This is a genomic window from Nonomuraea phyllanthi, from assembly GCF_006334985.2.
Lineage (GTDB): Bacteria > Actinomycetota > Actinomycetes > Streptosporangiales > Streptosporangiaceae > Nonomuraea > Nonomuraea phyllanthi.
The window spans coordinates 19,597-41,448 of the sequence record NZ_VDLX02000029.1 but is presented as its reverse complement, the minus strand read 5'-3'; the positions used below and the strand labels follow the sequence as shown (position 1 = coordinate 41,448).

21 protein-coding genes are annotated in these 21,852 nt (G+C 72.4%); 6 read left to right on the top strand and 15 right to left on the bottom strand.

The window, feature by feature from the left end; genetic code table 11:
- Positions 1–240: 240 nt before the first annotated feature.
- Entirely contained in the window at positions 241–1,809 is a 1,569-nt protein-coding gene (locus FH608_RS46880) for an integrase (RefSeq protein WP_139637686.1), read from the top strand.
- A gap of 63 nt (positions 1,810–1,872) precedes the next feature.
- Here FH608_RS46880 and FH608_RS52235 read toward each other — a convergent pair whose 3' ends face one another.
- Complete coding sequence (locus FH608_RS52235) at positions 1,873–2,019, bottom strand: hypothetical protein (protein WP_153264351.1); 147 nt, start codon at positions 2,017–2,019, stop codon at positions 1,873–1,875.
- Between the two features lie 181 nt (positions 2,020–2,200).
- Here FH608_RS52235 and FH608_RS46875 point away from each other — a divergent pair, with 181 nt between their 5' ends.
- The gene (locus FH608_RS46875) at positions 2,201–2,788 is read left to right on the top strand and encodes a YybH family protein (RefSeq protein WP_139637685.1); all 588 of its coding nucleotides are present in this window, start codon (positions 2,201–2,203) and stop codon (positions 2,786–2,788) included.
- 28 nt (positions 2,789–2,816) lie between these two features.
- On the opposite strand, the gene FH608_RS46870 is transcribed toward FH608_RS46875, so the two are convergent.
- Positions 2,817–3,476 carry a FadR/GntR family transcriptional regulator gene (locus FH608_RS46870; RefSeq protein WP_139637684.1) on the bottom strand — a complete coding sequence of 220 codons (660 nt, stop codon included), beginning with the start codon at positions 3,474–3,476 and terminating at the stop codon, positions 2,817–2,819.
- Positions 3,477–3,514: 38 nt separating this feature from the next.
- Entirely contained in the window at positions 3,515–4,663 is a 1,149-nt protein-coding gene (locus FH608_RS46865; RefSeq protein WP_139637683.1) for an ADP-ribosylglycohydrolase family protein, read from the bottom strand.
- 73 nt (positions 4,664–4,736) lie between these two features.
- Between FH608_RS46865 and FH608_RS46860 the strand changes: the two genes are divergently transcribed.
- A complete protein-coding gene (locus FH608_RS46860) occupies positions 4,737–6,668 on the top strand; it encodes a Xaa-Pro dipeptidyl-peptidase (RefSeq protein ID WP_139637682.1) in 1,932 nt (643 codons plus the stop codon).
- Between the two features lie 31 nt (positions 6,669–6,699).
- Here FH608_RS46860 and FH608_RS46855 read toward each other — a convergent pair whose 3' ends face one another.
- The 6 genes from FH608_RS46855 to FH608_RS46830 form a co-directional block, all read right to left on the bottom strand.
- A complete protein-coding gene (locus tag FH608_RS46855; RefSeq protein ID WP_139637681.1) occupies positions 6,700–8,487 on the bottom strand; it encodes an RNA polymerase sigma factor in 1,788 nt (595 codons plus the stop codon).
- Between the two features lie 26 nt (positions 8,488–8,513).
- Complete coding sequence (locus FH608_RS46850; RefSeq protein ID WP_139637680.1) at positions 8,514–9,680, bottom strand: FAD-dependent oxidoreductase; 1,167 nt, start codon at positions 9,678–9,680, stop codon at positions 8,514–8,516.
- Positions 9,677–10,417: a maleate cis-trans isomerase family protein gene (locus tag FH608_RS46845; protein WP_139637679.1), complete on the bottom strand. Its 741-nt coding sequence runs from the start codon at positions 10,415–10,417 to the stop codon at positions 9,677–9,679. The genes FH608_RS46850 and FH608_RS46845 overlap by 4 nt, the downstream gene beginning before the upstream one ends.
- Positions 10,418–10,502: 85 nt before the next feature.
- Entirely contained in the window at positions 10,503–10,697 is a 195-nt protein-coding gene (locus FH608_RS46840) for a hypothetical protein (protein WP_139637678.1), read from the bottom strand.
- Positions 10,684–11,601 (bottom strand): hypothetical protein, encoded by a 918-nt coding sequence (locus FH608_RS46835; protein ID WP_139637677.1) that lies wholly within the window; start codon positions 11,599–11,601, stop codon positions 10,684–10,686. The genes FH608_RS46840 and FH608_RS46835 overlap by 14 nt, the downstream gene beginning before the upstream one ends.
- Positions 11,598–12,329 (bottom strand): hypothetical protein, encoded by a 732-nt coding sequence (locus tag FH608_RS46830; RefSeq protein WP_139637676.1) that lies wholly within the window; start codon positions 12,327–12,329, stop codon positions 11,598–11,600. Before FH608_RS46830 ends, FH608_RS46835 begins: the two co-directional genes overlap by 4 nt.
- 202 nt (positions 12,330–12,531) lie before the next feature.
- Between FH608_RS46830 and FH608_RS46825 the strand changes: the two genes are divergently transcribed.
- The gene (locus FH608_RS46825) at positions 12,532–13,803 is read left to right on the top strand and encodes a helix-turn-helix domain-containing protein (RefSeq protein WP_193319032.1); all 1,272 of its coding nucleotides are present in this window, start codon (positions 12,532–12,534) and stop codon (positions 13,801–13,803) included.
- A gap of 224 nt (positions 13,804–14,027) precedes the next feature.
- The gene (locus tag FH608_RS46820) at positions 14,028–14,822 is read left to right on the top strand and encodes an SAM-dependent methyltransferase (protein ID WP_139637674.1); all 795 of its coding nucleotides are present in this window, start codon (positions 14,028–14,030) and stop codon (positions 14,820–14,822) included.
- A 12-nt stretch (positions 14,823–14,834) separates the two neighbouring features.
- Here FH608_RS46820 and FH608_RS46815 read toward each other — a convergent pair whose 3' ends face one another.
- From FH608_RS46815 to FH608_RS46800, 4 genes are read right to left on the bottom strand one after another with little or no spacing between them, the layout of a single operon-like run.
- Entirely contained in the window at positions 14,835–16,430 is a 1,596-nt protein-coding gene (locus tag FH608_RS46815; RefSeq protein WP_139637673.1) for an MFS transporter, read from the bottom strand.
- Positions 16,431–16,449: 19 nt separating this feature from the next.
- The gene (locus tag FH608_RS46810) at positions 16,450–16,869 is read right to left on the bottom strand and encodes a hypothetical protein (RefSeq protein WP_139637672.1); all 420 of its coding nucleotides are present in this window, start codon (positions 16,867–16,869) and stop codon (positions 16,450–16,452) included.
- Complete coding sequence (locus tag FH608_RS46805; protein WP_139637671.1) at positions 16,866–18,383, bottom strand: hypothetical protein; 1,518 nt, start codon at positions 18,381–18,383, stop codon at positions 16,866–16,868. Before FH608_RS46805 ends, FH608_RS46810 begins: the two co-directional genes overlap by 4 nt.
- 30 nt (positions 18,384–18,413) lie before the next feature.
- Positions 18,414–19,232 (bottom strand): DUF4253 domain-containing protein, encoded by an 819-nt coding sequence (locus FH608_RS46800; RefSeq protein ID WP_139637670.1) that lies wholly within the window; start codon positions 19,230–19,232, stop codon positions 18,414–18,416.
- A gap of 119 nt (positions 19,233–19,351) precedes the next feature.
- On the opposite strand from FH608_RS46800, the gene FH608_RS46795 reads away from it, so the two are divergent.
- The gene (locus tag FH608_RS46795) at positions 19,352–19,930 is read left to right on the top strand and encodes an HAD family hydrolase (protein ID WP_226900511.1); all 579 of its coding nucleotides are present in this window, start codon (positions 19,352–19,354) and stop codon (positions 19,928–19,930) included.
- A 66-nt stretch (positions 19,931–19,996) separates the two neighbouring features.
- Here FH608_RS46795 and FH608_RS46790 read toward each other — a convergent pair whose 3' ends face one another.
- Complete coding sequence (locus FH608_RS46790) at positions 19,997–20,647, bottom strand: TenA family protein (RefSeq protein WP_139637668.1); 651 nt, start codon at positions 20,645–20,647, stop codon at positions 19,997–19,999.
- Between the two features lie 100 nt (positions 20,648–20,747).
- Entirely contained in the window at positions 20,748–21,821 is a 1,074-nt protein-coding gene (locus FH608_RS46785) for a TIGR03118 family protein (protein ID WP_226900510.1), read from the bottom strand.
- Between the last annotated feature and the right edge of the window lie 31 nt (positions 21,822–21,852).

The window sequence follows — 21,852 nt, the reverse complement described above, 5'->3', positions numbered from 1 at the left end:
CAGAGGGCGCGATCTGAACGATCGCGCCCTCTGGGGGGCCGAAGCCCCGGACTAGCTTGCGCCGTCTTGTGCGGCTGACGTCAGTATAGCGCAAACACCGAGCGTTGGCACTCCCTATACTCAGGGTAGTCACGCCGCCACATGACGGTCCCCCCCGAGTTTCGCCGAGGTCGCAAGATGGCCAGCACGTCCCCCGGAGCTGATCCCTCCTCCGCCTACTCCCGGCATGTCGCGACTCGCATGCTGGATTTCAGCAGCACCAGGACGCCCTGGCCGCGCAGGCTCTGGGACGTCAGCTCCTTCCTCGCGCTGGAAGAACTGTACGAGGCTGGCAAATGGGTCGATCGGCGAGTGCTCTCCCAGGCCGCGGTCGACTGGCAGCGCCATGAGGTCGAGCGGTTGTTCGGCGCCGATCCCGCGCTGGGCTCGAAGGCCTTCCGCCGCGTGCTCCAGGACTGCCTCCGTACGACGCTGACGGTGGCGGGCGACGGCCGCAGAAAGCTGCGTCACCTGATCGACCTGGGGCGCCCCGGATATCTGCGCCGCTGGGCGGCGTGCGTCACCGAAACCGTCCCGGCGCCACCGGAGAAGGTCGCCAGGGCGGTCACCTCTCACCTTCTCGACAGCGGGCACAGCATGGACGGCATCAGCCGCTGGCTTCGCGACGGCAGACTCGGCCTGTCCGCCACAGACCTGATCGCCGAGGCGGCCGGGCTGTTGGCGCTGCCGCCGACGTGCTGGAACGTGGTTGTCCCCTTCACCACCCTGCACGGCTGGGAAGAACTCGCCGCCGGTCTGCCTCATTGGCTCGGAGCTCGCGAAGCCGAGCAGCTGATGCTCTCCGCCGGAGCCAAGCCCGCCGCCGGCGTCATAGGTGCCCTGGCGTATGAGGTCGAAGCGAGAGATCCGGAACGAGCCCTGGAGATCGTCTCGGATGTGGTCGAGCGTCTTCAGGCTCGCGCCCGCTTCGCCGCCGCCGGATCGGTGACTCCCTTCGACACGGCCGTCGTGCTCAACCACGGCGCCGCGATGCCCCTGCGGATGCCTGCCAGGGGCGCCCGGGTCCTCTCCCTCGCGGCGGAACGCCAGCTGTACGTGGTCGGGGCAGAGCCGCAGGACCTGAGCGAGCGGCGGCGCAGCGCCGTCGACGAAGCGCTCGAGATCGCCTCAGCGCTCAACCACGGCCCGCTCGCGCCCGCCATCGCCGGAGGGTGGAGCGCGCTGGAATCGCTGCTGACCGAGGCCCGCGACCCCGACGAGCGCGAGCGGGTCGTGGCCGCATCGCGCGCGGCCGCGCTGGTCGCGTGCTCATGGCCACGAGCCGAGCTGACGGCCTTGTCCTATCGCATCCGGCGCACCGGAAGCGGAGACCTCACCGAACGCCTGGACAGATGCGCCTCCAACCGGGAACGCGCCGCCGTGATCGCCGGCGAGCTGGAGCAGGGCCGTCCGCTGCCCCTGGAACGTTCCTGGCGCAGAAGGAACGACATCGCCGCCGTGGTGCGCATGCGCGCGCTGCTCGCCGACCGTGCCGGCGTGCTGGACCGCGTACGCCGCTACGTCGAGATCTCCCTGCGCAGGCTCTATCGCAGTCGCAACATCGTCCTGCATGGAGGCTCGACCGGCGGGGTGGCGCTCCAGGCGACCCTCCGGGTGACCGCACCGCTGGTGGGAGCGGCGCTCGACCGGCTCACGCACGCCGATCTGGTGGCCGGAGTCCCTCCCCTCCTTCTGGCCTCTCGCGCCGAGACCGCGCTGCGCATGGTCGGCGACGAGATGGGACCCGGCATATGTGACCTGATCGAATAGCCGCTACGCCGTGCAGGGAGCTGCCCGGCAGCGCCGTGGTGGGCGGCGTGGCCGGATCGGTGGCTAGGATCCGGGCTCCACCGGTGGGTACACGTGCGGGCTGCGATGGGCGGCCGGGAGGACGCAGCGCCGCCCGGCCTCGACGCTGTCGCAGCGTTCGGCGTCCTCGCGCTGGGGGAGAGGGTCGGGGTTCGCCTGGATTCGCCGCACTGCACGCACGCTATAGCCGATGCCTCGCGCACTGGTCGCGGGTCGGCAACGATCGAACCTCTGACAGGTCTCACAACTCCGGTGAACCATTACCGTCGGTTGTGCCGGTGCCCGGTAAAGGCGCTGTGCGGAGTGACCCAACCGCGCATTCGCACCATACGGGCGCGGGCATCAAGCGGCCATGGACAGGATTTCCCAGCGCACGGCGCTCCTGCTGGCGGCGGTGGTCCCGGCACTCCTGGTCGCGGGCTGCGGCGCCGGCGGCAACGGCACGCAGGCGATGAAGGGCGCGGCGAGCCCGGCGACGCCCACGGACGACACGGACTCTCCTGACGAAACGGAGACCGAGACGGGGAGTGAAGAGCCCACCTCGACGGAGAGCGAGGGGGAGGGCGAGGGCGCCACGCCGACCGCGACGAACACGGGTCCCGGGCTGCCGCGTACGGCCGTCGAGAGCTACTTCGCCGCGCTCAAGTCCGGGAACCTGGACGAGGTCGTCAGCGCGTTCGCCGACCACGCGGTGGTGGAGATGGACGGCGAGCCCACGTCGGAGGGCACCGAGGCGATCCGCGGCCTGTTCAAGACGGAGCTCAAGGACGAGCAGAAGGCCACGCACACCGTGGACGACGTGCGCACGCTCGGCGACAAGGACGCCGTGGTCCGCTCGACGAGCAGGCGGGGGGACGTGGCCCACCGGGGGTTGTTCCTGCTCATGCAGGACGGCGGCGAGTGGAAGATCACGGAGTTCATGGACAACCAGCCGTCCTGACCGCGGCCGCCTCCCCGCGATGCGCGGGTCAGAGGTCGCGTTCCTGCTGGTCGAGGATGGCGACGGAGATCGCGACCGCCCCGGCGGGGTCGCCCTCCTCGATGGCCCGCAGCAGGTCGCCGTGCGAGCTGTCCGGCGCCAGCGCCGCCTGCTCCTTGTCCCTGACGCTCTCGCGCAGCGCGTCGCCGATGCTGCGGTAGAGGTCGGCCAGCAGGGCGTTGTGGGCCGCGTCGGCCACCTGCACGTGGAACTCGGCGTCCGCGTCGGCGAAGGTGTCGAGGTCGCCCGCCTGGGCGGCCGCGTCGCGGCGGGCCAGCGTGGCGCGCATCGCGACCAGGTCATCCTCGGTGCGCCGGCCGGCCGCCAGCCGGGCCGCCACGAGGTCGAGCCCGCGGCGCACGTCGATGATCTCCAGGGCGGCCGCCGTGTCGAGCCGGCGGCGCAGGGCGACCCGGGACTCGTCGGTGGCGGTCACGTAGGTGCCGTCGCCCTGCCGGGTGTGCAGCAGCCCGGCGTGGGCCAGCACCCGGACCGCCTCGCGCACGGACAGCCGGCTCATGCCCAGGCTCTCGGCCAGCCGGCTCTCGGACGGGATCTTGGTGCCGACCGGCCACGCCCCACGGGCGATCTCGCGGCGGAGCTCGTCGATGGCGGCGTCGACGAGCGAGGTCCGAGCGACGTTTCGCATGCACCGATCCTAAGGCGGCCCGGTGGCCGGTGGCCCGATCAGGCCTGTTCCGCCGCCAGCTCGGCGGCCAGCCGTTCGATCGTGGCCCGGCCCTCCAGGGGCTCCAGCCAGGCGGCGGGCAGGGCGGCGGTGCCGTGGAGGGCGCCCAGGAGGTTGCCGCACACCGAGCCCGTCGAGTCGCTGTCGCCCGAGTGGTTGACCGACAGCAGCAGCGCCCGCTCGACGGAGGGCTCTGCCAGGGCGCAGTGCACCCCGATCGCCAGCGCCTCCTCGGCCACCCACGCGCCGCCCAGCGACTCCACCCGCTCGGGGGAGGGCGGGGCGTCCGTCGCCAGCGCGGCCCGCAGCGCCCGCGTGGTCTCCTCGTGCCCGGGGTAGCCGGCCAGCAGGTCCAGGGTCCGGTGGACGGCCGGCTCCAGCGCCCGGCCCGCCATCACGTGCGCGATGATCGCCGCGAACGCGCCCGCCGCCAGGTAGCCGGTGGGGTGCCCGTGGGTGATCTGCGCGCACGCCGCCGCCAGCTCGAACGCCTCCCGCGGGTCGCTCCGTGCCAGCCCGAACGGCGCCGAGCGCATGACGGTGCCGCAGCCCTTCGAGCCGGGGTTCACCGGTCCCGGGGCGCCGAGAGGTGACGGGCCGGGGAAACTCCGGTGCAGGCCCGACAGGCAGGCGTTGCCGGGGGCGCGGCGCGCGTACAGCCAGCCCTCCTCGCGCAGCCGCCCGGTGCGGTGGGGGCGGTCGGCGGGCGGGGGAGCGTGGTGGTCCTGCGTGTCGAGCCACCGCAGGTACGCCTCCCGCACTGCCTCCACCGCCCCGTCCAACACCCCGTCCATCACCCTGTCCATCACCGTGTCGAGGCCGGGCTCCTCGCCCGCCCCGGTACCCGGTGCCGGGGTGCCGGGCGTCGATGGCGGGCCACCGCGTCCCGGTGTGGCGTCCGGATCCGTGGCGCGGGGGTCGCTGGCGTGAGGAGCGCGGAGAAGGCCTTCGACGGTGAAGAGCGTCATCTGGGTGTCGTCGGTGATGAGCCCGGTCGCGCCCCGCCAATCCGCGACATATCCCGAAATGCCGGCATTTCCGTGGTGCTTGCGTATCTCCCGCAGGGACTGGAACTCGATCGGCGCCCCGAGCGCGTCACCGATGGCCCCGCCGAGGAGGCAGCCCCGAACCCGATCCTGAACATCCATACACGGATCTTGTCAGGTCCGAAACTGGATGAGACATTGCGGGTTGTCCCGCACACCCTCACGGAGGTCACGCGTGCCACCCTTACGCCCGGCCCTGATCGCCGTCGCCCTCACCCTGGCGATCGCGCCCCCCGCACAGGCCACCGCCGCACCAGGCATCACCATCGAGGACGGCCGCACGCAGCCGGTCTTCTCGTACGCGGACGCCGTCCGCGAGCACGTGTACGTCGAGTCGCCCGTCGACAGCGACCTGGACGGCCGGCTCGACAAGGTGCGCGTGGACATCATCAGGCCCAAGGAGTCCGGCCCCGGCCTCAAGGTGCCGGTGATCATCGACGAGAGCCCGTACTACGACAACTCGGGCCGCGGAAACGAGTCAGAGCGCAAAATCTACGATTCCTCGGGGCCCGACGGAAATGTCGTGAAATTCCCGCTTTTCTATGACAATTACTTCGTCCCCCGCGGCTACGCCGTCCTCAACGTCGACATGCTCGGCACCACCCGCTCCGACGGCTGCCCCGACATCGGCGGCAAGGCGGACGTCCTGGGTGGCAAGGCCGTCATCGACTGGCTGAACGGCCGCGCCAAGGCGTACACGGCCGACGGCAGCCCGGCCGTGGCCGACTGGACGACGGGCGCCGCGGCCATGATCGGCAAGTCGTACGACGGCACCCTGGCCAACGCGGTGGCCGCGACCGGCGTGGACGGCCTGAAGACGATCGTCCCCATCTCGGCGATCAGCTCCTGGTACCGCTACCAGCGCTCCAACGGCGTGATCTACAACTACGACTACGCCTCCTGGCTCGCCAACTACGTCGACACCGACCCGGAGGCCAAGTGCCAGGCGGTGCGCGACGACATGGACGCCCGGGACGGCGACGACACGGGTGACCGCAACCCGTTCTGGGCCGCCCGCGACTACGTCCAGGGCCTGCTCGGCGACGTCTCCAAGGTCAGGGCCAGCGTGTTCGTCGTGCACACGGTCAACGACCTCAACGTCAAGCCCGACAACTTCTCGACCTGGTGGCAGGCCCTGGCGGACAGGCACGTGCCGCGCAAGATCTGGGTCGGGCAGACCCAGCACGTGGACCCGTTCGACTTCGAGGGCCGCAGGTCGCTCTGGGTGGACACGCTGCACCGCTGGTTCGACCGCTGGCTGTACGGCGTCGACAACGGGATCATGGACGAGCCCCGCGCCGACGTCGAGGTGGGCCCGGCCCGCTGGATCACGCAGCGCGACTGGCCGGCGCCGTTCGCGCTCAAGGCGTCGCTGCGCCCCGCACCCGGCGGCTCGCTCGGGCTGAGGCCGGCCCCCAGGAAGAGCACGGCGTCGTTCGCCGACGTCGCCATGAGCGAGAGCGACATGGTGGCCGACGTGGGCACCGCGAACCCGGGGCGGGTGGCGTTCACCACGGGCCCGCTCCCGCTCGACCTGCGCCTGTCCGGCACGCCCACCGCCGACCTGCGGGTCAAGCTGGACAGGCCCACCTCCAACCTGACTGCCCTGCTCGTGGACTTCGGCGAGGCGACCCGCGTCGACTGGCGCCGCGGCCAGGGCATCACCACGCTCGCCGAGGAGGACTGTCACGGCGAGAGCACGGAGGCCGACGACGCCTGCTACCGCAAGGTCGTCACGAACACGGCCACCCGCCCGCTGGAGATCGTCGCCCGCGGCTGGATCGACGTCCAGAACCGCGACTCGCTCAGCCGACCCGCGCCGCTGCCGCCCGGCACGTACGGCACGGTGAAGTGGCTGACGCTGCCGCAGGACTACACGTTCAGGAAGGGGCACAGGATCGGCCTCGTGGTGGCGGGCACCGACTCCACCTACAGCGAGGAGAGCGGCACCGGCGCGACCGTGACCCTCGACCTGTCCAGGTCCAGGGTCGTCGTCCCGTTCGTCCTGGGCACGCCGCTGACGGAGATGCCGAAGGACAGCGCGACGTTCCGCGGTCCCGCACGGGTGGAGCTGCCGCAGCCCGACCCCGAATTCTCCTTCTTCTAGCCGGCCCCGAGGGCCTCGGACCCCGGGGCCCTCACAGGCAGGTGACGACGCCGCGGTCCCTGTCGAGGACGCGGACGCCGTCCTTGGCGGCGACCGTCCAGGACACCTTCATGGTCAGGGTGCCGTGGCCGGCGCTGGTCCCGCCCGTGGTCTTCCCGTCTCCGGCGGTCCTGCCGGACCACCGGACGGTGATCCTGCCGCGCTCCACGCTCGGCCGCGCCGCGCAGCGGGACAGCGGCGCGCGCACCGTGAACGCGGTCCCGGAGACGGTGATGCCGTTGGTGCCGGTGGCCGAGGTGATCTCGCACTTTCCCGTGCACGACAGCGAGATCGTTCCGGTACGCCCCGACCCGAGCGACACCGATGCAGGTGACAGCCTGGCGACCGGGGGCGCGGGTTCGGGCAGGTCGGCCTTTCTGACGGTGCTCGCCAGCCCGCCGCCGGTGACCGCGGCGGCCCCGGCCGGAGCCTCCTGCCCGCGAGCGTCGCCGGTCGAGGGAGGAGCCTGGCGGCCGGGAGCGTCGCCGGCCGAGGGCGGGGGCTGCTCCAGCACGCCCGTCTCGGCCGCGGCGGTCTTGGTGAGCGTCGCCGGTTGCTGCTGCTGGGCGTTCATGACGGCCCAGACCAGCCCCGCCACCAGCAGGCCCACGCCCACGACCAGCCCGAGCCTGGCCACGGCCCTGATCGGCGGCCCGGCCTCGGGATCGTCGTCGTCCGGCCGGTCCTTCCAGAACTCCCGCACCTGCCCGTCGCGCAGCTCCACCAGGTCGGCGCCGAGGTTGATCCCGCCGTACCGGATGATGGCACCCTCGTCGTGGTGGCCGTTGCCCGAGCCGCTGATCGCGGTGCTGTAGACGAGCTTGTCGCCGGCCGAGCCGCCGCGGAAGGCCCGCGTACGGCTCGGCGGCGTGAACGGGTGCCGCCCGCGCACGGCGGGGGCCGCGGGGCGCTCCTGGTCGGCAGCGGCCGCGCCCGCCGCCGACCAGGGCTTCCCCGAGGTCGCCGTCGTGGGGCCGGCGACCTGGTCTTGCGGCGTGGCGTCGGCGACCGGGGGAGCCGGGGAAGGACCGGTCTCCACCAGTGTGCGGGCCTGCACAGGGAAGCCGTCCGCCCGCCAGAGGGGCCCCTCGCCGGGCAGCGGTCGCGCCGACGCCAGCCGGTCGGGAAGCGTGCCGGGCAGGGTGGTGATCGGCAGGCTGCGCAGCAGCGCCGCCGCCGACACGGTCCTGGGCGCGGCCCGGCAGGTCGCGCAGGACTGGATGTGACGGCCGATCCTGGCCCTGGCCCGGCGGCCGGGCGAGGCGACCCATTCCGACACGCGTGCCGTCAGGTCGGGGCACCCGTCGGCGCCCCGCGCGGCGACGATCGCCGCGAACCACTCCTCCAGGGAGGCGGTCGCCCGCGCGATGACGTCGCGCACCTCGTCCCGGCGGAGCTCGAAGATCACGCAGAGCTCCGTGTCGGCCAGGCCGTGCCGCAGGGACAGGTCGAGCAGCTCGCGCTGCGGGCGCTCCAGCGACAGCAGCGCCTCGGGCAGCAGCTCCGACATCCGTCCGGGCCGCGACCAGGAGCCGATGCTCGCGGGCGCGGCGACGATCGCCCGGTGCGCGCGGGCCACCGCGTACAGCCAGGGCCGCCGCAGGGCGGGGTCCACCACGCGGTCGGCGTACAGGTGCGCCGTCAGCGCCGCGCCCGCCACCGCCTGCTCGGCGTCGTCCGCGGCAAGCTCGGTCCGGCAGTAGTCGTAGAGGCGGGCTCCGTGCTTGTCGCACAGGTCGCGGACGGCCTGGCGGGCGTCGTCAGACAGGGTTCGCCACATGCGGCGTCACCTCCTCCACGGGGTCGTCACCTCTTTCCCGGCACGGTGTCCAGGAGTGAGGCCTGGGCCAGGTAGGCCCGGGTAGCGTCAGGGTCGCCGGCGATGGCCCGCAGCCCGGCCATGGCGGCCGCCAGCCTGGCGCTGTCGCGCTCGCGCACGCCGGCCAGCCGGGTCTGGCCGCGCGGGACCACCCGCTGCAGCAGCACCGAGCGCCGCCGCCAGGCCCACGCCTCCAGCGCGGCGGGCGCGGCGAAGCCGCCGAGCACGGCCGCGAGCACCTGCCCGGCCTCCGCCGCGTCGTGGATGCCGGCGTTCATGTTGAGCCCGCCGATCGTGGACGTCAGGTGCGCGGCGTCGCCCACGAACAGCACCCGGCCGCACCGGTACGAGGTAAGCACGCCCCTGGACAGCCCGAACCGGTCGGCGCCCGTCACGCGGATCGGGCCGCTCGCGCCGGGCAGGGCACGCCGGACCAGCAGCGACAGGTTCGGCGGAGACAGCGGCTCGTGCGAGTCGCAGGGGATCTTGAAGATGATGCGCCAGTGGTCGGGCAGGCCGAGCAGGGTGCACGACTGCTGCACGTCCCGCACGTACGTCAGCGGCGCCAGGCTCGGCAGCAGCCGGTCCAGCGGCGAGTCGGTGAACACCCGCAGGGCCTGCGTCGGGTACGCGGACCGGGGGAAGGGCAATCCCAGCGAGCCGCGCACGGTGCTGTGCGCGCCGTCGGCGGCGATCATGTACCGGGCCCGCGTCCAGGTGTGGCCGACGCGGACCCGGATCCCTGTGCCGCCTTCCGCCACGCCGTCCACGCGGGTGCCGAAGCGCACGTCCACGTCCGGGTAGGAGCTCAGGGCGGCGAGCAGCAACGGGGTCAGCGACGCCTGGTCGGCGTGGATCCTGAACGGATGCCTGGTCAGGCCGTTGAGCCGGTTCATGCCCATCTCGGCCAGCACGATCCCGGACCGGTCGCGCCACTGCACCCGGTCGACGACACGGCCCTTGGCGATGAGCTGGGAGGCCACGCCGAGGTCGTCGAGCAGGTCGAGCGTGGCCGGGTGGAAGGTGCAGGCCCTGGTCTGCCTGCTGAGCTCGCTCTCGCGCTCCAGCACGGTGACCGGGACCCCGGCCCTGGCCAGCGAGAGCGCCGCGGTCAGCCCCGCGGGTCCCGCGCCCACCACGACGACGCCGTTCATGCGGCGCCTCCCATGTGGTGGCGGCTGTGGTCACGGCGGTGCGGCACCCGGGTGAGGGTCACGTGCCGCCCGATGGCTCGCGACAGCGCCCACCAGGCGGTGCACAGGTTGGAGGTCAGCAGCACGCGGTCGGTCCCGGCGCTGAGCGGCCCGAGAACGGGCAGCGTGGCCATGCCGGTGCCGGTGAACAGCAGCACCGCGTCCCTGGGCAGCTCCGCCAGCTCGACCTGGCTGATCAGCTCGGCCGGGGTGACCTCGTACGCGGAGTAGCCGTGCGCGGCGCGTACCTGGATGACCTGGGTGACGTTCATGCCGGCCGTCTTCCAGAACCGCTCGGCCAGCTCGGTCAGCCACGGCTGGTACGGCGAGACCAGCACGATGTCGCTCACCCCGGCCTGCTCCATAGCCTCGCGCGTGGCCTGCGTGGACGAGGCGAACGGCACCCCGGTCGCGGCCGTCAGCTCGGCGCACTGGGCGCGGTCCTCGTCGGGCCCGATCAGGTAGCGGGGCTCGCTGCAGGCCATGACCATCGCTCTGAGCGGCAGGCCGTCGAAGGCGTAGACCATCCTGGGCAGGGCCGCGTTGTAGCCCTCCAGCCGTTGGGCCAGGCTCAGCCCGGGGCGTACGGGGAAGCGCGTGACGTGCATGTCGGCGCGCGACCCGAGCAGCCGGGTCAGCTCGGGCTCGGCCGAGGGGTTCGCGGGCGCCACGATCACGCCCACCCTCCCGCGGCTCACGGATTGCTCCGGGCGAGGACGGTGCGCATATGGGTATCTCCTCCTGTGCGGGAAGGGTGTGAGGGGGTTCAGGAAGCTGTGGGGCTCAAGGAGCGGGGTGCCGCGCCTCGTCGATCTCGGTGACGGCCCGTACGGACCGGATGCGGCGCATCCGGTGCACGGTGCGCGCCGGTTCCTGCGGCGGTGCCTCGTCCTGGTCCTCGCTCCAGGACGGCGCGAGCCGCGCTCCGCGCGCGTGAAACTCGTGCGGTCGTGACCTGGGCAGCTCATCGGTCAGCATGACGGCTCCTGTTCATCCGGGTGGACGCGGCCCGGCAAGGGGCCGGCACGATCGCCGGCCCCTTTTCCGCCGCGCGTTGAGATCGGGACTCGGTCTCACGGCCCGACGCCCCGGCGACCCGCACCAGCGCCGTGGCGGCGAGCAGGACGGCGGCCTGGAGAACGGCCACCGGCACGGAGGCACGCCCGGAGCCGGGCACCTCACAGAACGGCCGGTCGATCGGCATCTTGGCGCCCACCACGCCGATCGCCCCACCCAGCATCGCTCCTCCGCCCGGAGCGAGGCCTCCGCGGCCGGTTCCGGCGTGCCCGCCGCGGCGGGCGGCCCGCACGGCCGCCGGGATCGCCGCGAGCACGGCCGCCGGGAGCCCGGCCGTCTCCACCAGAGGCGGCCCCATGGCCGGCACGGAGAACCCGTCCGTGCCGGGCGGGCGCCGTGCGCCCGCCGCCCATGGGGAGCCGCCACGCCGCCGGTGCCGCCGTCCCGGCCCGCCCGTACGACGCCGCCACGAGGTCAGGGACGACCTCGCCGGCGGCTCCGCGGACGTGCCCGCACGGCCCGGCGGACGAAGGGAAAGCCGGCCCCAGGCGCTACCCCATGAGATGGCCAGCACGCCAGCCGCTACCGCGCCGGCCAACAACACCGCGCCGATCAAGTCGGGCACGTGCCGCACGGTGCCGGGGGGGTGGGGGAGCGCCGGGGCCAGCGGCACGAGCACCGCCACCAGTCCCTGGCAGGGAACGAACAGGGCGGAGCGGCCGTTTCCGGCCGGTCGCCGCCCGGCGCCTGATGGCAGCGCCGACGATCCCGCACCCGCGCACGCGTGCCTGAGCACGCCGCCCCCTGGCCTGCGGCCGGGGTGCGACACGCCGGGAGGCGGCGCGAGCGAGGCGGGGGATTTCATGGCGTCACCGGCTCCTTCGCGGCCACGTTCGGCACGCTGACGCAGACCATGCGTTCCGTCAGCGTGGACGGGCCCTCGGAGGAGTACGGTGTCGCGTGCCGCGCACGCGGTCCGGACGGCACCGCGCCGCCGGCCACCGCGCGCGCGACCTTGCAGGCGAGCGCGAGATGCTCGCCGCAGCGCCGGCTCACCTTGGCTTCCAGCCCGGCCACCTGAGCCAGCCTGAGCCGCAGTGGTTCCAGCGACGACCGGCGTTCGAGGCCGTCGAGATCGGCCAGCCGGGCGGGCCAGCGCAGCGCGTCGCCGCAGCGGGCCGCCACCTCGACCGGCAGGTTCTCGGCCGGGAAGCCCTCGTGGAGCAGCCGGGTGGCGATCATGACGGCCATGAACGCCGTCTTGTCGAAGTCGGCCAGCCGTCCCGCCAGCGCCGCGCTCAGCATCCTGGCGCGGTGGCTCAGGTAGACCGCACTCCACCCGAGCAACAGCAGCCGGTCAGGTCCCGTCTCCGTGTGCCATCCGGCCAGCCGCAGCTCGCGGGCCATCCGGTGGTGGTAGCGCCAGCGGTGCGGGGGACTGTCGAGCCAGACCTCCAGGCCGCCGAGCGGCAGGCTCGCGACGTGCACGCCGGCTCCCACCACCGGCCCCGCCACGCGTACGCAGATCCGCTGGACCGCGCGCTCCTGCCCGGCGGAGGCCGGACTTTCCGCGAGCAAGGGATCCGTGGTCACGCCCGGTCACCTCCTCCCCGTCTGGCTGTTAAGTCACAGTTACCATGCGCTCTGATACTCCGCCTACGAAGTGGGCTGTGTCAACTGACAGTTTGCGAATAAGTTGGTACCCACACGCCGGGCAGAGGTGGCCCACATGGCAGGGGACAGTACGGCCCGCGTCCCTTACGCTGGAGAAATCACGGGCGGTAGGAGGTGCGCCGTGGCGAACTTCGCCGAGCGGCTCGATCTCGCGCTGACCAAGCGCGGCTTCACCGGTGCGCAGGTCGCCTCCGCCCTGACGGAGGCGGGCATCCCGATCACCCGCGCCTACGTCAGCCAGCTGCGCACCGGCAAGCAGACCAACCCGACGCTCCAGGTGCTCAGGGCGCTGGCGTCCTGCCTCCAGGTGAGCGTGGGCTGGCTGGTCGGTGACGACTACCTCGAGTCGGGCGCGGTCGAGGACCTCCAGCTGCGGGCGGCGGGCGTCGGCCTGGCCGCCTCGGGGCTCTCGGAAGGGTCCCTGAGCGTGCTGCGCGGCGTGGTCGAGCTGGCCCGCAGGGCCGAGGGCCTGCCCGATGAGCCGGAGCCCGCGGGCGCCGACATCCCCGAGGCCGCCGCGCCGCTGAGCGGGCCGCAGCGCCGGGCGCTGGGCAAGCGCCTGCACGGCCTGCGCCTGGCCGCCGAGCTGTCGGTCGAGCAGGTGGAGACCGCGATCGGCAGGGGGGCCGCCGCCATCCCCGCCATCGAGGAGGGCAGGATCGCCCCCGCCCCGATCACCGTCGAGCGCCTGCTCACCCTCTACGGCATCGCCGCCCCGCCCGTCCGCGACTACGTGCTGGCGCTGGCCAGGGGCGAGCGCGCGGCCGCCTGGTACGACGCGCAGTCGGTGCCGGTCTGGCTGGCCACCTCCTACGCGCTGGAGCAGCGGGCCACGGTGATCCGCACGTACCAGCCCCAGTTCGTCCCGCCGCTGCTGCAGACCGAGGAATACGCCAGGGCCGCCATCACCGCGGCCGGGCCGGCCACGCTCGGGCAGCAGACGGTCGACGAGGCGCTCGCCCTCGTGCTGGCCCGGCAGGAGGCCGTGGCTGGTGATGGGGCAGGCGACGGCGCCCTCGTGGTGTGGGCGGTGATCGACGAGAGCGTGCTGGCGCGCTCGATCGTCGGGCCGCACGTGCAGCTCCGCCAGGTCGACCGGCTCATCGAGCACGCCAAGCGGCCCAACGTCTCGCTGCACGTCGTGCCGATGGAGGATCCCGCCTACGTGCCGCGCACCGGCCCGTTCACGCTGTGGCGCTTCGCCGAGGCGTTCGAGCCCGACATCGCCTGCGCGCACGGCATCGACTCCGACGAGCTCGTCACCGACACCGCCGCGGTGGAGGCGTACCACCAGGCGTTCACGAAACTGTCGGTCACGACGACCACGCGCGAGGAGACCTTCGAGGTGCTCAATTTCCATCGCGAACGGCTTTCGCGTTCACTCGGAAAGTGATCTCTTTCCCGCGCGGACTGATCATTAGTCGCGGTATGGGGTTATGTAGATATACCGAAAACTAATGGCTTTTCCGGTTGTCATCTCCCGTCGAACGAGGATCATAAGGTCTGGGTCATCGAGTGGGGTCCGAAAGGATCAGCTTTTTCCCGAGATTGTGGGCGAGGGGAAAGGGGCAACACTCAATGCGTCAGCGTGCCATCCGAAACCTGGCGAAGCTGGACATGACCCAAGCGAGGATCACCCGTGTTCTCGACGCCGCCGCGGGTGGGAAGAACCATTTCGTGGCGGACCGCGACGCGGTGCGCCGCTACGACCTGGCCGCGCCCATCACGACGGCGGCCGCGCGGGCGGTGCTGCAGTTCCTGTGCCGCGTCGTACGTCACCTGGCGGTCGAAGGTGTGGACCAGTTCGTGATCGTCGGGAGCGGGGTGCCGAGCGGCCTGCCCCCGGGCAGGCGGTTGCACGACGTGGCCCGCGACGCCCTGGGCGGCGCGGCCCCCCGTGTGGTCTACGTGGAGAACGACCCGATGGTGCTGGCCGGCGCCCGGGCGACCATCGAGCCCGTCACCGACCTCGTACGCGTCGTCGAAGGCGACGTGCGCGAGATCGACGACATCCTCGACGACCGGGTCGTGCAGACGTTCCTCGACTGGGACCGGCCCATGGCCGTGCTGCTGCTGTCGGGCCACAGCCTGAACGACGACGAGTATTTCCATTACGTGATCAAGCGGATTCGCCAGGTGGTGCCGGAGAACAGCTACCTGTCGCTGCTGCAGACCACGTTCGACGCGATTCCCCCGGAATTGGTGCCGGCCATTCACGACCTGCTGGCGATGACGCTTCCAGGTCACGCCATTCGCGCCAAGGAAGAGGTCGCGGCGTTGCTCGACGGTCTTGTGCTGGTCGATCCGGGACTGGTGTGGGTCCCGGAATGGCGGCCCAACGGCCTCGGCACCGCCTGCGCCGACCGGCCGGGCGCGTCGGGAAATTACGGCGCCGTGGCGAGAATTCCGTGAATACGCACGCGGTCACGCCTCGGCGCCGGCAGGGGAGGGTTCGACCGGTCCGCCGGTCGAGCCCTTGGCCGGCTCCACGCCGAACAGCAGCACGGCGAAGACGGCCAGCACGAGCGGCACCGCCCCGAGCAGCGCCGTCGTGCCGATGGAGGGCACCGCCGCGCCCGCCACCAGCACGCCCGTGACGGCCACGCCGCCGAACTTGCCGACCCCGGCCGACAGGCCGGAGCCGCGCGAGCGCACGCGGGTCGGGTAGATCTCCGAGCTGTAGGCCGCGAGCACCGCCCCGATGGTCGCCGTGCCCACGATCGGCCCGGCCAGCAGCAGGTAGAGCCACGTGCGATCGTGCGCGAGCGCCTCCCCCGAGAACGACAGCACCACCAGCGCCGCGCCCACCAGCGCGGAGAGCACGACGATCGTCTTCTTGGCGCTCCACAGCCCGTACATCGCGGCGGAGACGAAGATCAGCGGCAGGCCCAGCAGCGTCGAGTCCCGCAGCGCCTGGTCGGCCGTGTGCTGGTCGAGGCCGAGCCGCTGCAGGTTGGACGGGATCCACAGCTGGAAGCCGTACGTGACCAGGCCGATGCTCAGCCCCAGGATGACCACGGCCACCGTGAGCCCGGTGAAGGGCGGCCGGAACAGCCGCGAGTAGCCGCCGCGGTGCTCGTCCGCGACCCGCTCGACCTCTCCCGCGGAGACCGCCGCGCCGTACCTCGCCATGACGGCGTGGGCCTCGGTGTCGCGGCCGTGCGCCAGCAGGAAGCGCGGCGACTCCGGGATGAAGCGGTTGAGCAGGATCAGGATCACCCCCGTCGGCAGGCCGACCAGCCACAGGACGCGCCAGGAGTACTCTCCCACCAGCGAGGCCGACAGCCAGCTCGCCGCGAGGTAGGCGACGGCCAGGTTGCCGCCGATCAGCACCATCACCCAGCCCTTGTGCCGGGGCGGGATGGTCTCGGCCAGCAGCGAGAACGTGATCGGCAGCATGCCGCCCGCGCCCAGACCCATGGCGCCGCACATGATCAGGTTCCACTCGAAGTCCGGCATGACGCCGCAGATGGCGGTGCCGATGAACAGCACGCCCGCGAACAGGATCGACGGCTTGCGGCCGATCTTGTCGCCCATCCAGCCCCACAGCAGCGAGCCGAGCACCGTCCCCGTGAGCCCCACCAGCGGCAGCAGCGCGACCGGGAGGTCGCCGGCCGGGTTGAGCGCCGACTTCAGGCCGTACTCCTTGCCCATGCCGGGCGCGACGAAGCTGAGCGTGATCGGCTTCATGGCGTCGATGATCACGGCCACGGACAGGACCACGACGAGCCCGATGTGCGCCGGCCGCATCCGCGCGTCGTCGAGGGCGCGCACGCGCACGTCGCCGGCCGGTTTCGCGGTGAAGGCCCCCGGCGGCACCAGCCCGTACGCGGTGACCAGCAGGCCCGCCAGGATCAGCACCATGCCGATCGTCATGGGCAGGTCCATCGGCATCCCGGCCAGCCGGTAGTGCATGTCGGCGCCGTTCACGTACATCGGCAGGTGCAGCACCACCCCCGCGACCGTGGCCAGGAAACCCAGCCAGAAGTACAGCGGACGGGCCAGTTCGACGCCCCCCATGGAATCCCCTCTCAAGTGATCACAGCAGGCGGCCCCCGCGCAGCCGCCACCTGACGAACAGCACGCGCATCGGCCCGTTCGTGAACAGCCACTGGCCCAGCCAGACGACCCCGAACATGACCGCGAACGCCCACGGCGGCACCGGCCCCCCGAGGCCGGGCACCAGGCCCTGGTCGAGCAGCACCCACATGAGCAGCCCTTCGGGCACCGCCGTGACCAGCCCGAACAGCGTCGGCCAGTCCTTGTCCCAGCGGAACTGCATCAGCAGGTGGTACAGCAGCTCCCAGAAGACGCCGGCGACGGCGACGGCCAGGAGCACGAGATAGGCGTCCTTGAAGGACATCGGCAGCAGCGGCGTCACCAGGGCGGTCAGCAGCGCCCCCACCGTGGCCAGCACGAACAGCCGGGTCTGCAGGCGCCCGGCGAGCGTCGGGATCACGCGGGCCTCCTGTTGGACGCCCACCTGAGCCACTGGGCCGCCGACCTGATCGGCCCGAGCCCCTTGCAGAAGCCGCGTGCCGCCAGGTCGTCGGCGATGTCCAGCGCCGCCGTCTGCATGCCGAGGAAGCTGTCGACGGCCAGGAAGTGGTTGCCCGCGGTGGCCGCGCCCGAGGCGTACAGCACGCCGCCGCCGCTCTCCGCGCCGAGCACCTCGAAGTGCGGGCCCACCTGCAGCCGGCCCGCCTTGTTGGGGCGGGCGCCGCCGTGCCTGAGCAGGTCGTCCAGCACGCGGTGCTCGGGCATGTCGGCCTCCAGCCCGGTGCAGTCGATGATGAAGTCGGAGACGTACTGCATCGCCGCCGAGGCCGCGCTGCGGGTCCGGGTGACGAGCCGGCCGTCGGGCGCCCGGTCGATGCGTTCGACCTCGGCCTGCACCGGGTGGTACCAGCTGCCCTGCCTGGCCCGGCGCATCTGCTCCTGCCAGCGGGCCAGCTTCGGCGTGGTGGTGCCCGCGACCAGCGCGGCCATGCGGGCCCGCCCCTCCGGGCCGGCCCTGTTGTAGCGGGCCTTGAGCTGCCCGCCGAAGGCCGACTTCGGCATCGTGAACGCCTGGTACGCCCACCCGTCGCCGCCCTTGCGGCGCATGAACGGGCCGGGGCCGTGCGAGCCCGTCACGTACGTGCGGAACAGGTGGACGATCTGCGTCTGCAGGCCGTGCCGCTCCCGGTCGTCCATGAGGCGCTGCAGCACGCGCGAGGCGACGATCCCGGCCCCGCGCACCACCACCACCCCGGGGCGCTTGGTGAGCTGCTCGTAGACGTGCTCGTGCGGCTCGTACGCGTTGACCACGCGGTAGCGCTCGCCCTGGCGCTGGCGGAACTCCTGCAGGTCGTCGAGGAACTTCAGCCCCGGATAGCCGACGGCCAGGTGCACGTACTGGGAGCGCAGCGCCACCCGCTTGGTCGGCCCGCTGCCGGGCGGCGGGGTCAGCACGGTGAAGTAGCCGCCGCCGAGGCGCTTGCGCACCATCCGCACCTGGCCCTTGGCCAGCATCTCCCAGTAGCCGATCCGGTCGGCCTCGCGGCGCACGCTCCAGACGACGTGCCCGGCGCGCGGGCTGTAGAAGTCGGTGCCGATCGGCTCGGCGAACACCTGGAGGAGCGGCTTGATCGTGCGCTCCCGCCACGCCTCCTCAGCCGCGTAGGAGGGGAAGCCCCAGATGTTGTCGGGACGCGCCCCCGAGTCGGAGCGGATGCGCTCGTGCGCGGGCAGCTGCGAGACCCTGGTCAGGTATTCCCAGGTCTGCCAGGGGGAGTCGCTGGTGGACAGCACGCGCATCGACGAGGCGGCGACACCGCGCACGCGCAGCACGTCTACCAGCGTGAAGGAGCCCAGTCCGCCGCCCACCGAGACCAGCGGCATGTCGTAGACCGGTATGCCCGCCGACGTCACCAGGCCGTCGGCCCAGACGGACGCGTGGAGCAGTTCCTGCGTCAGATCTCCCCGTGACACGAAGGTTAAACGTAGCGTAAAAACCGCACCTCAGTCCCACCAGAACGACCACGCGTGCGCGCCGATGATCTGCTCGGCGTAGCCCTGCAGGTCACCGGGCCCCTGCACGATGTTGTCGGGACAGAACGCCCAGTGCTCGGCCGCCACGTGCAGCGCGTGCTCCGGATCGGCGGGCGGCCCGGCCACGCTCAGGTCGAGGGTGTTGAAGCCGACGCTCACCACCCGCGCCCCGAAGCGCTCCTCCCAGCTGCGCACCACGGCCGCCATGGGCACCATCCACTCGTTGTGGTGCAGCGCGCCCTGCCAGCCCATCACCGCCAGCGCGTCGGCGCCCCTCGCCGCGGCGACCAGGCCGAGCGGCATGCCCTTGGGGGCGAGCTCGCGCGCCAGCCAGTCGGCGACGGCTCCGGGGTCGGCCACGAGCACGCCGGGCGGGGCGGGGCCCGGGCAGATCCCGCCGTACGGCTCCAGCTCCTCCAGCTGGTCGCGCGGCATCTGGGCCACCCACTCCTCCCACACCTCGGTCATGAAGCCCTCGGCGGTGAAGTGGTCGATCTGGCGTGGATCGTCCGGGACGACCTGGCCGACGGCCCACGGCTGCGCCGACTCGTCGAGCAGCACCGGCCACAGGCCGCTGTGCGGGTGCCACTCGCGCAGCAGCGCCCAGTCGGCGGCGCTCGCCGGCTCATCGCTCATCCAGAACGCCGGCCTGGCCGCCTCGCCCTGCCGGGTGTAGCCGGGATCGGGCCAGACCACGTCGCCCTTCGGCAGCCCTGCGGGCAGCCCGCGCCCCCTGCCGCCGTCGGCGAACAGCCGGGCCAGTTCGCGTGGCAGCCGGTGATCGTTCATGCCCTACCGTTCCGATACCGAATCCTGTCTCGGGAATGGTAGTGCCGCCGGTCGCTCCGTCACCTGTGGCCGGGCGCCAAAAGAGGATGCTAAAGGCGATCGCTGTCACAATGGGGGCTGTGATCCCCTTCGATGCGGTTCTGTCTGACCTTGACGGCGTCCTGCGCCACTTCGACCACGCCGCCCAGGCCGACATCGAGGCCCGTTACGGCCTGCCGCTCATGAAGACCGCCCTCGACCCCGAGCTGATCATGCCGCCCACGCTCGGCCTCGTCACCGAGGAGCAGTGGCTGGAGTCCGTCGCGGTGGCGCTGGGCGGCGACGAGCGCGCCCGCCAGGCCGTCGCCGAGTTCGCGGAGGTGCGGTTCTGGGTGGACGAGGAGGTCAGGGCACTGCTGGCGAGGGCGCAGCAGCACGTGCCCGTGGTGATCGTCACCAACGCCATGGACACCTTGGAGCGCCATCTCGACCTGCTGGGGCTGACGTACTTCGCGGACGACGTGGTCAGCAGCGCCAGGGTGGGCGTGGCCAAGCCCGACCGGCGGATCTACGAGCTCGCCGCCGAGCGGGCCGGGGCCGCGCCCGAGCGCTGCCTGTTCGTGGACGACCGGGCGGCCAACGTGGAGGCGGCCAGGGAGCTCGGCATGACGGGGGTGCACTACCGGACGTACGAGGACCTCGCGGCCGTGCTGGGCTGACGGCGGCCGGCGAGGGGCGACGGCGCCCGGCCAGGGGCGACGACGCCTGGCGAGGGGCGAAGGCGGTCAGCGAGGGGCGACGGCCATGTCGAAGAAGGCCCGCTCCAGCTCGACCGCGAGCCGGAACACGGTGAGCACCTCCGCGCGGCCCTCCTCGTCGAGCCGCTCGCCCAGGCGGTCGAGCTCGCCGCGCAGGAACCCCACCCAGGCGCGGAACTCGGCGCCCTCATGCAGCTCGATCCACTCGCGGTGCACGAACCTCTCCGGCGGCGGCTGCGGGGCCCGCGACGCCCAGCCCAGGTAGCACCACTCGGCCACGCACAGCACCGCCACGATCCGCGGGTAGTCCTGTGCGACCCGCACCTCGTCCATGAGCTGCCTGAACGCCGCCGTCACCGGCTCCAGCGGCACCTCGGTGCGCCCGCCCAGCTCGGCCAGCGCCCGATGGAAGTACGTCTTCTCCTCGGTGGTCGCCGTCTGCCCGAGGAACCTGCCGTACGGCACCCGCGCCTCGAACGTGTCGGCGCTCGCCACGGCCGCGCCCAGCAGGGCCGTGAACGCGTCCACGAACTGGAAGTCCTGCTCCAGGTAGCGCCGCATGTCGTCGTCGGCCGCCGTGCCGGTCGTGATGGCCATGGCGAACGGGTGGGTCACCACCGCCGTCCACTCGGGCTCGCACTGTTGCCTGAGCCATTCGCTGAAGCTCGCCTCGCTCACGCTCCGACCGTACCGGAGCCCTGCTCCCGGAGGGATCTCCGGGGGTTTCCGGCGCGGCTCGCGCCGGCCGCGCCGGAAACGTTCACGGGCCCCCCGACGGTCAGTACCCGCCGTAGGGGTTCTGGGAGGAGGAGCGGGAGGAGGGCGCGCTGGACGAGGCCGGGGTGGACGTCGGCTTCTTGCCCTGCGGGGCGATGACGCCGATCAGCCCGTGCTTGGTGCCGTCGATGCCGGCGGAGAACCACAGGGTGTTCTCGCCGCCGGTCGCGGCGGTGCCGGGCTCCAGGTCCCAGAGGCCGGGCAGCACGATCGTCTTGCCGTTGGCGGCGCGCAGCGCGCCGAGGTGGCGGGAGCGCTTGTACGCGTGCACGGTGCCGTCGCCGAAGTTGCCGACCAGCAGCGCGCCGGAGTAGGTCCCCCAGCCCTTCGGCGCGGCGGTGATGCCCCAGGGGGCGTTGAGGCCGACCCTGGAGATGCGGCCGGTGAGGCGCCCGCCGGCGGTGTACCGGCTCACGAAGCCCTTGCCGGAGCCGAAGACGGGCTTGCCGGTGGACTTGTCGCGCAGGGCGTAGGCCACGTAGACGCTGTCGCCCGCGACGGCCACGTTGTAGGCCTTGTAGGTCGAGGGGACCCGCGGGTCCCTGAACTGCCAGCGGGCCAGGCGGATGCGGTGGAAGTCCTCGTCGAAGGCGTGGATCCGCCCGCTCGCGAAGTCGGCGGCCAGCAGGAAGGCGCCGTCGTCGGTCTCGACCAGCTCCAGCCCCTTGTAGTCGGCGCCGCGGGTGAACGCCGCGATGATCGCGTTGGCCGGGTCGACCTCGGCGTTCCAGCCGGTGATGGCGCCGCTCGGGCTGGAGAAGATGAACGTGGCCGGTTTGCCCTTGACGGTGAAGCCGTCACCGGGGTTGAACACCTGCCCCGTCGGGGCGCCGCCCGGGATGGCGACCTCGGTCTTCTCCTTCTTGCCGGTGCCGGAGTAGACGGTGGCGCTGCCGGTGCCGGTGTTCGAGACCCACAGCGTCTTGCCCATGGCCAGGCCCCACGGGTTGACGACCTTGGGGTCGGTGACAGGGGCCTTGCCCTTGACGTCCGACACAAGGTTGATGACGTCGAAACGGTTCCTGGTGGTGGCGTGCGCGGGAGTGGTGAGGGTCGCTCCCAGGACGATCGCCACAGCGCAGAGTGTGATGATGCGTGGCCGCATC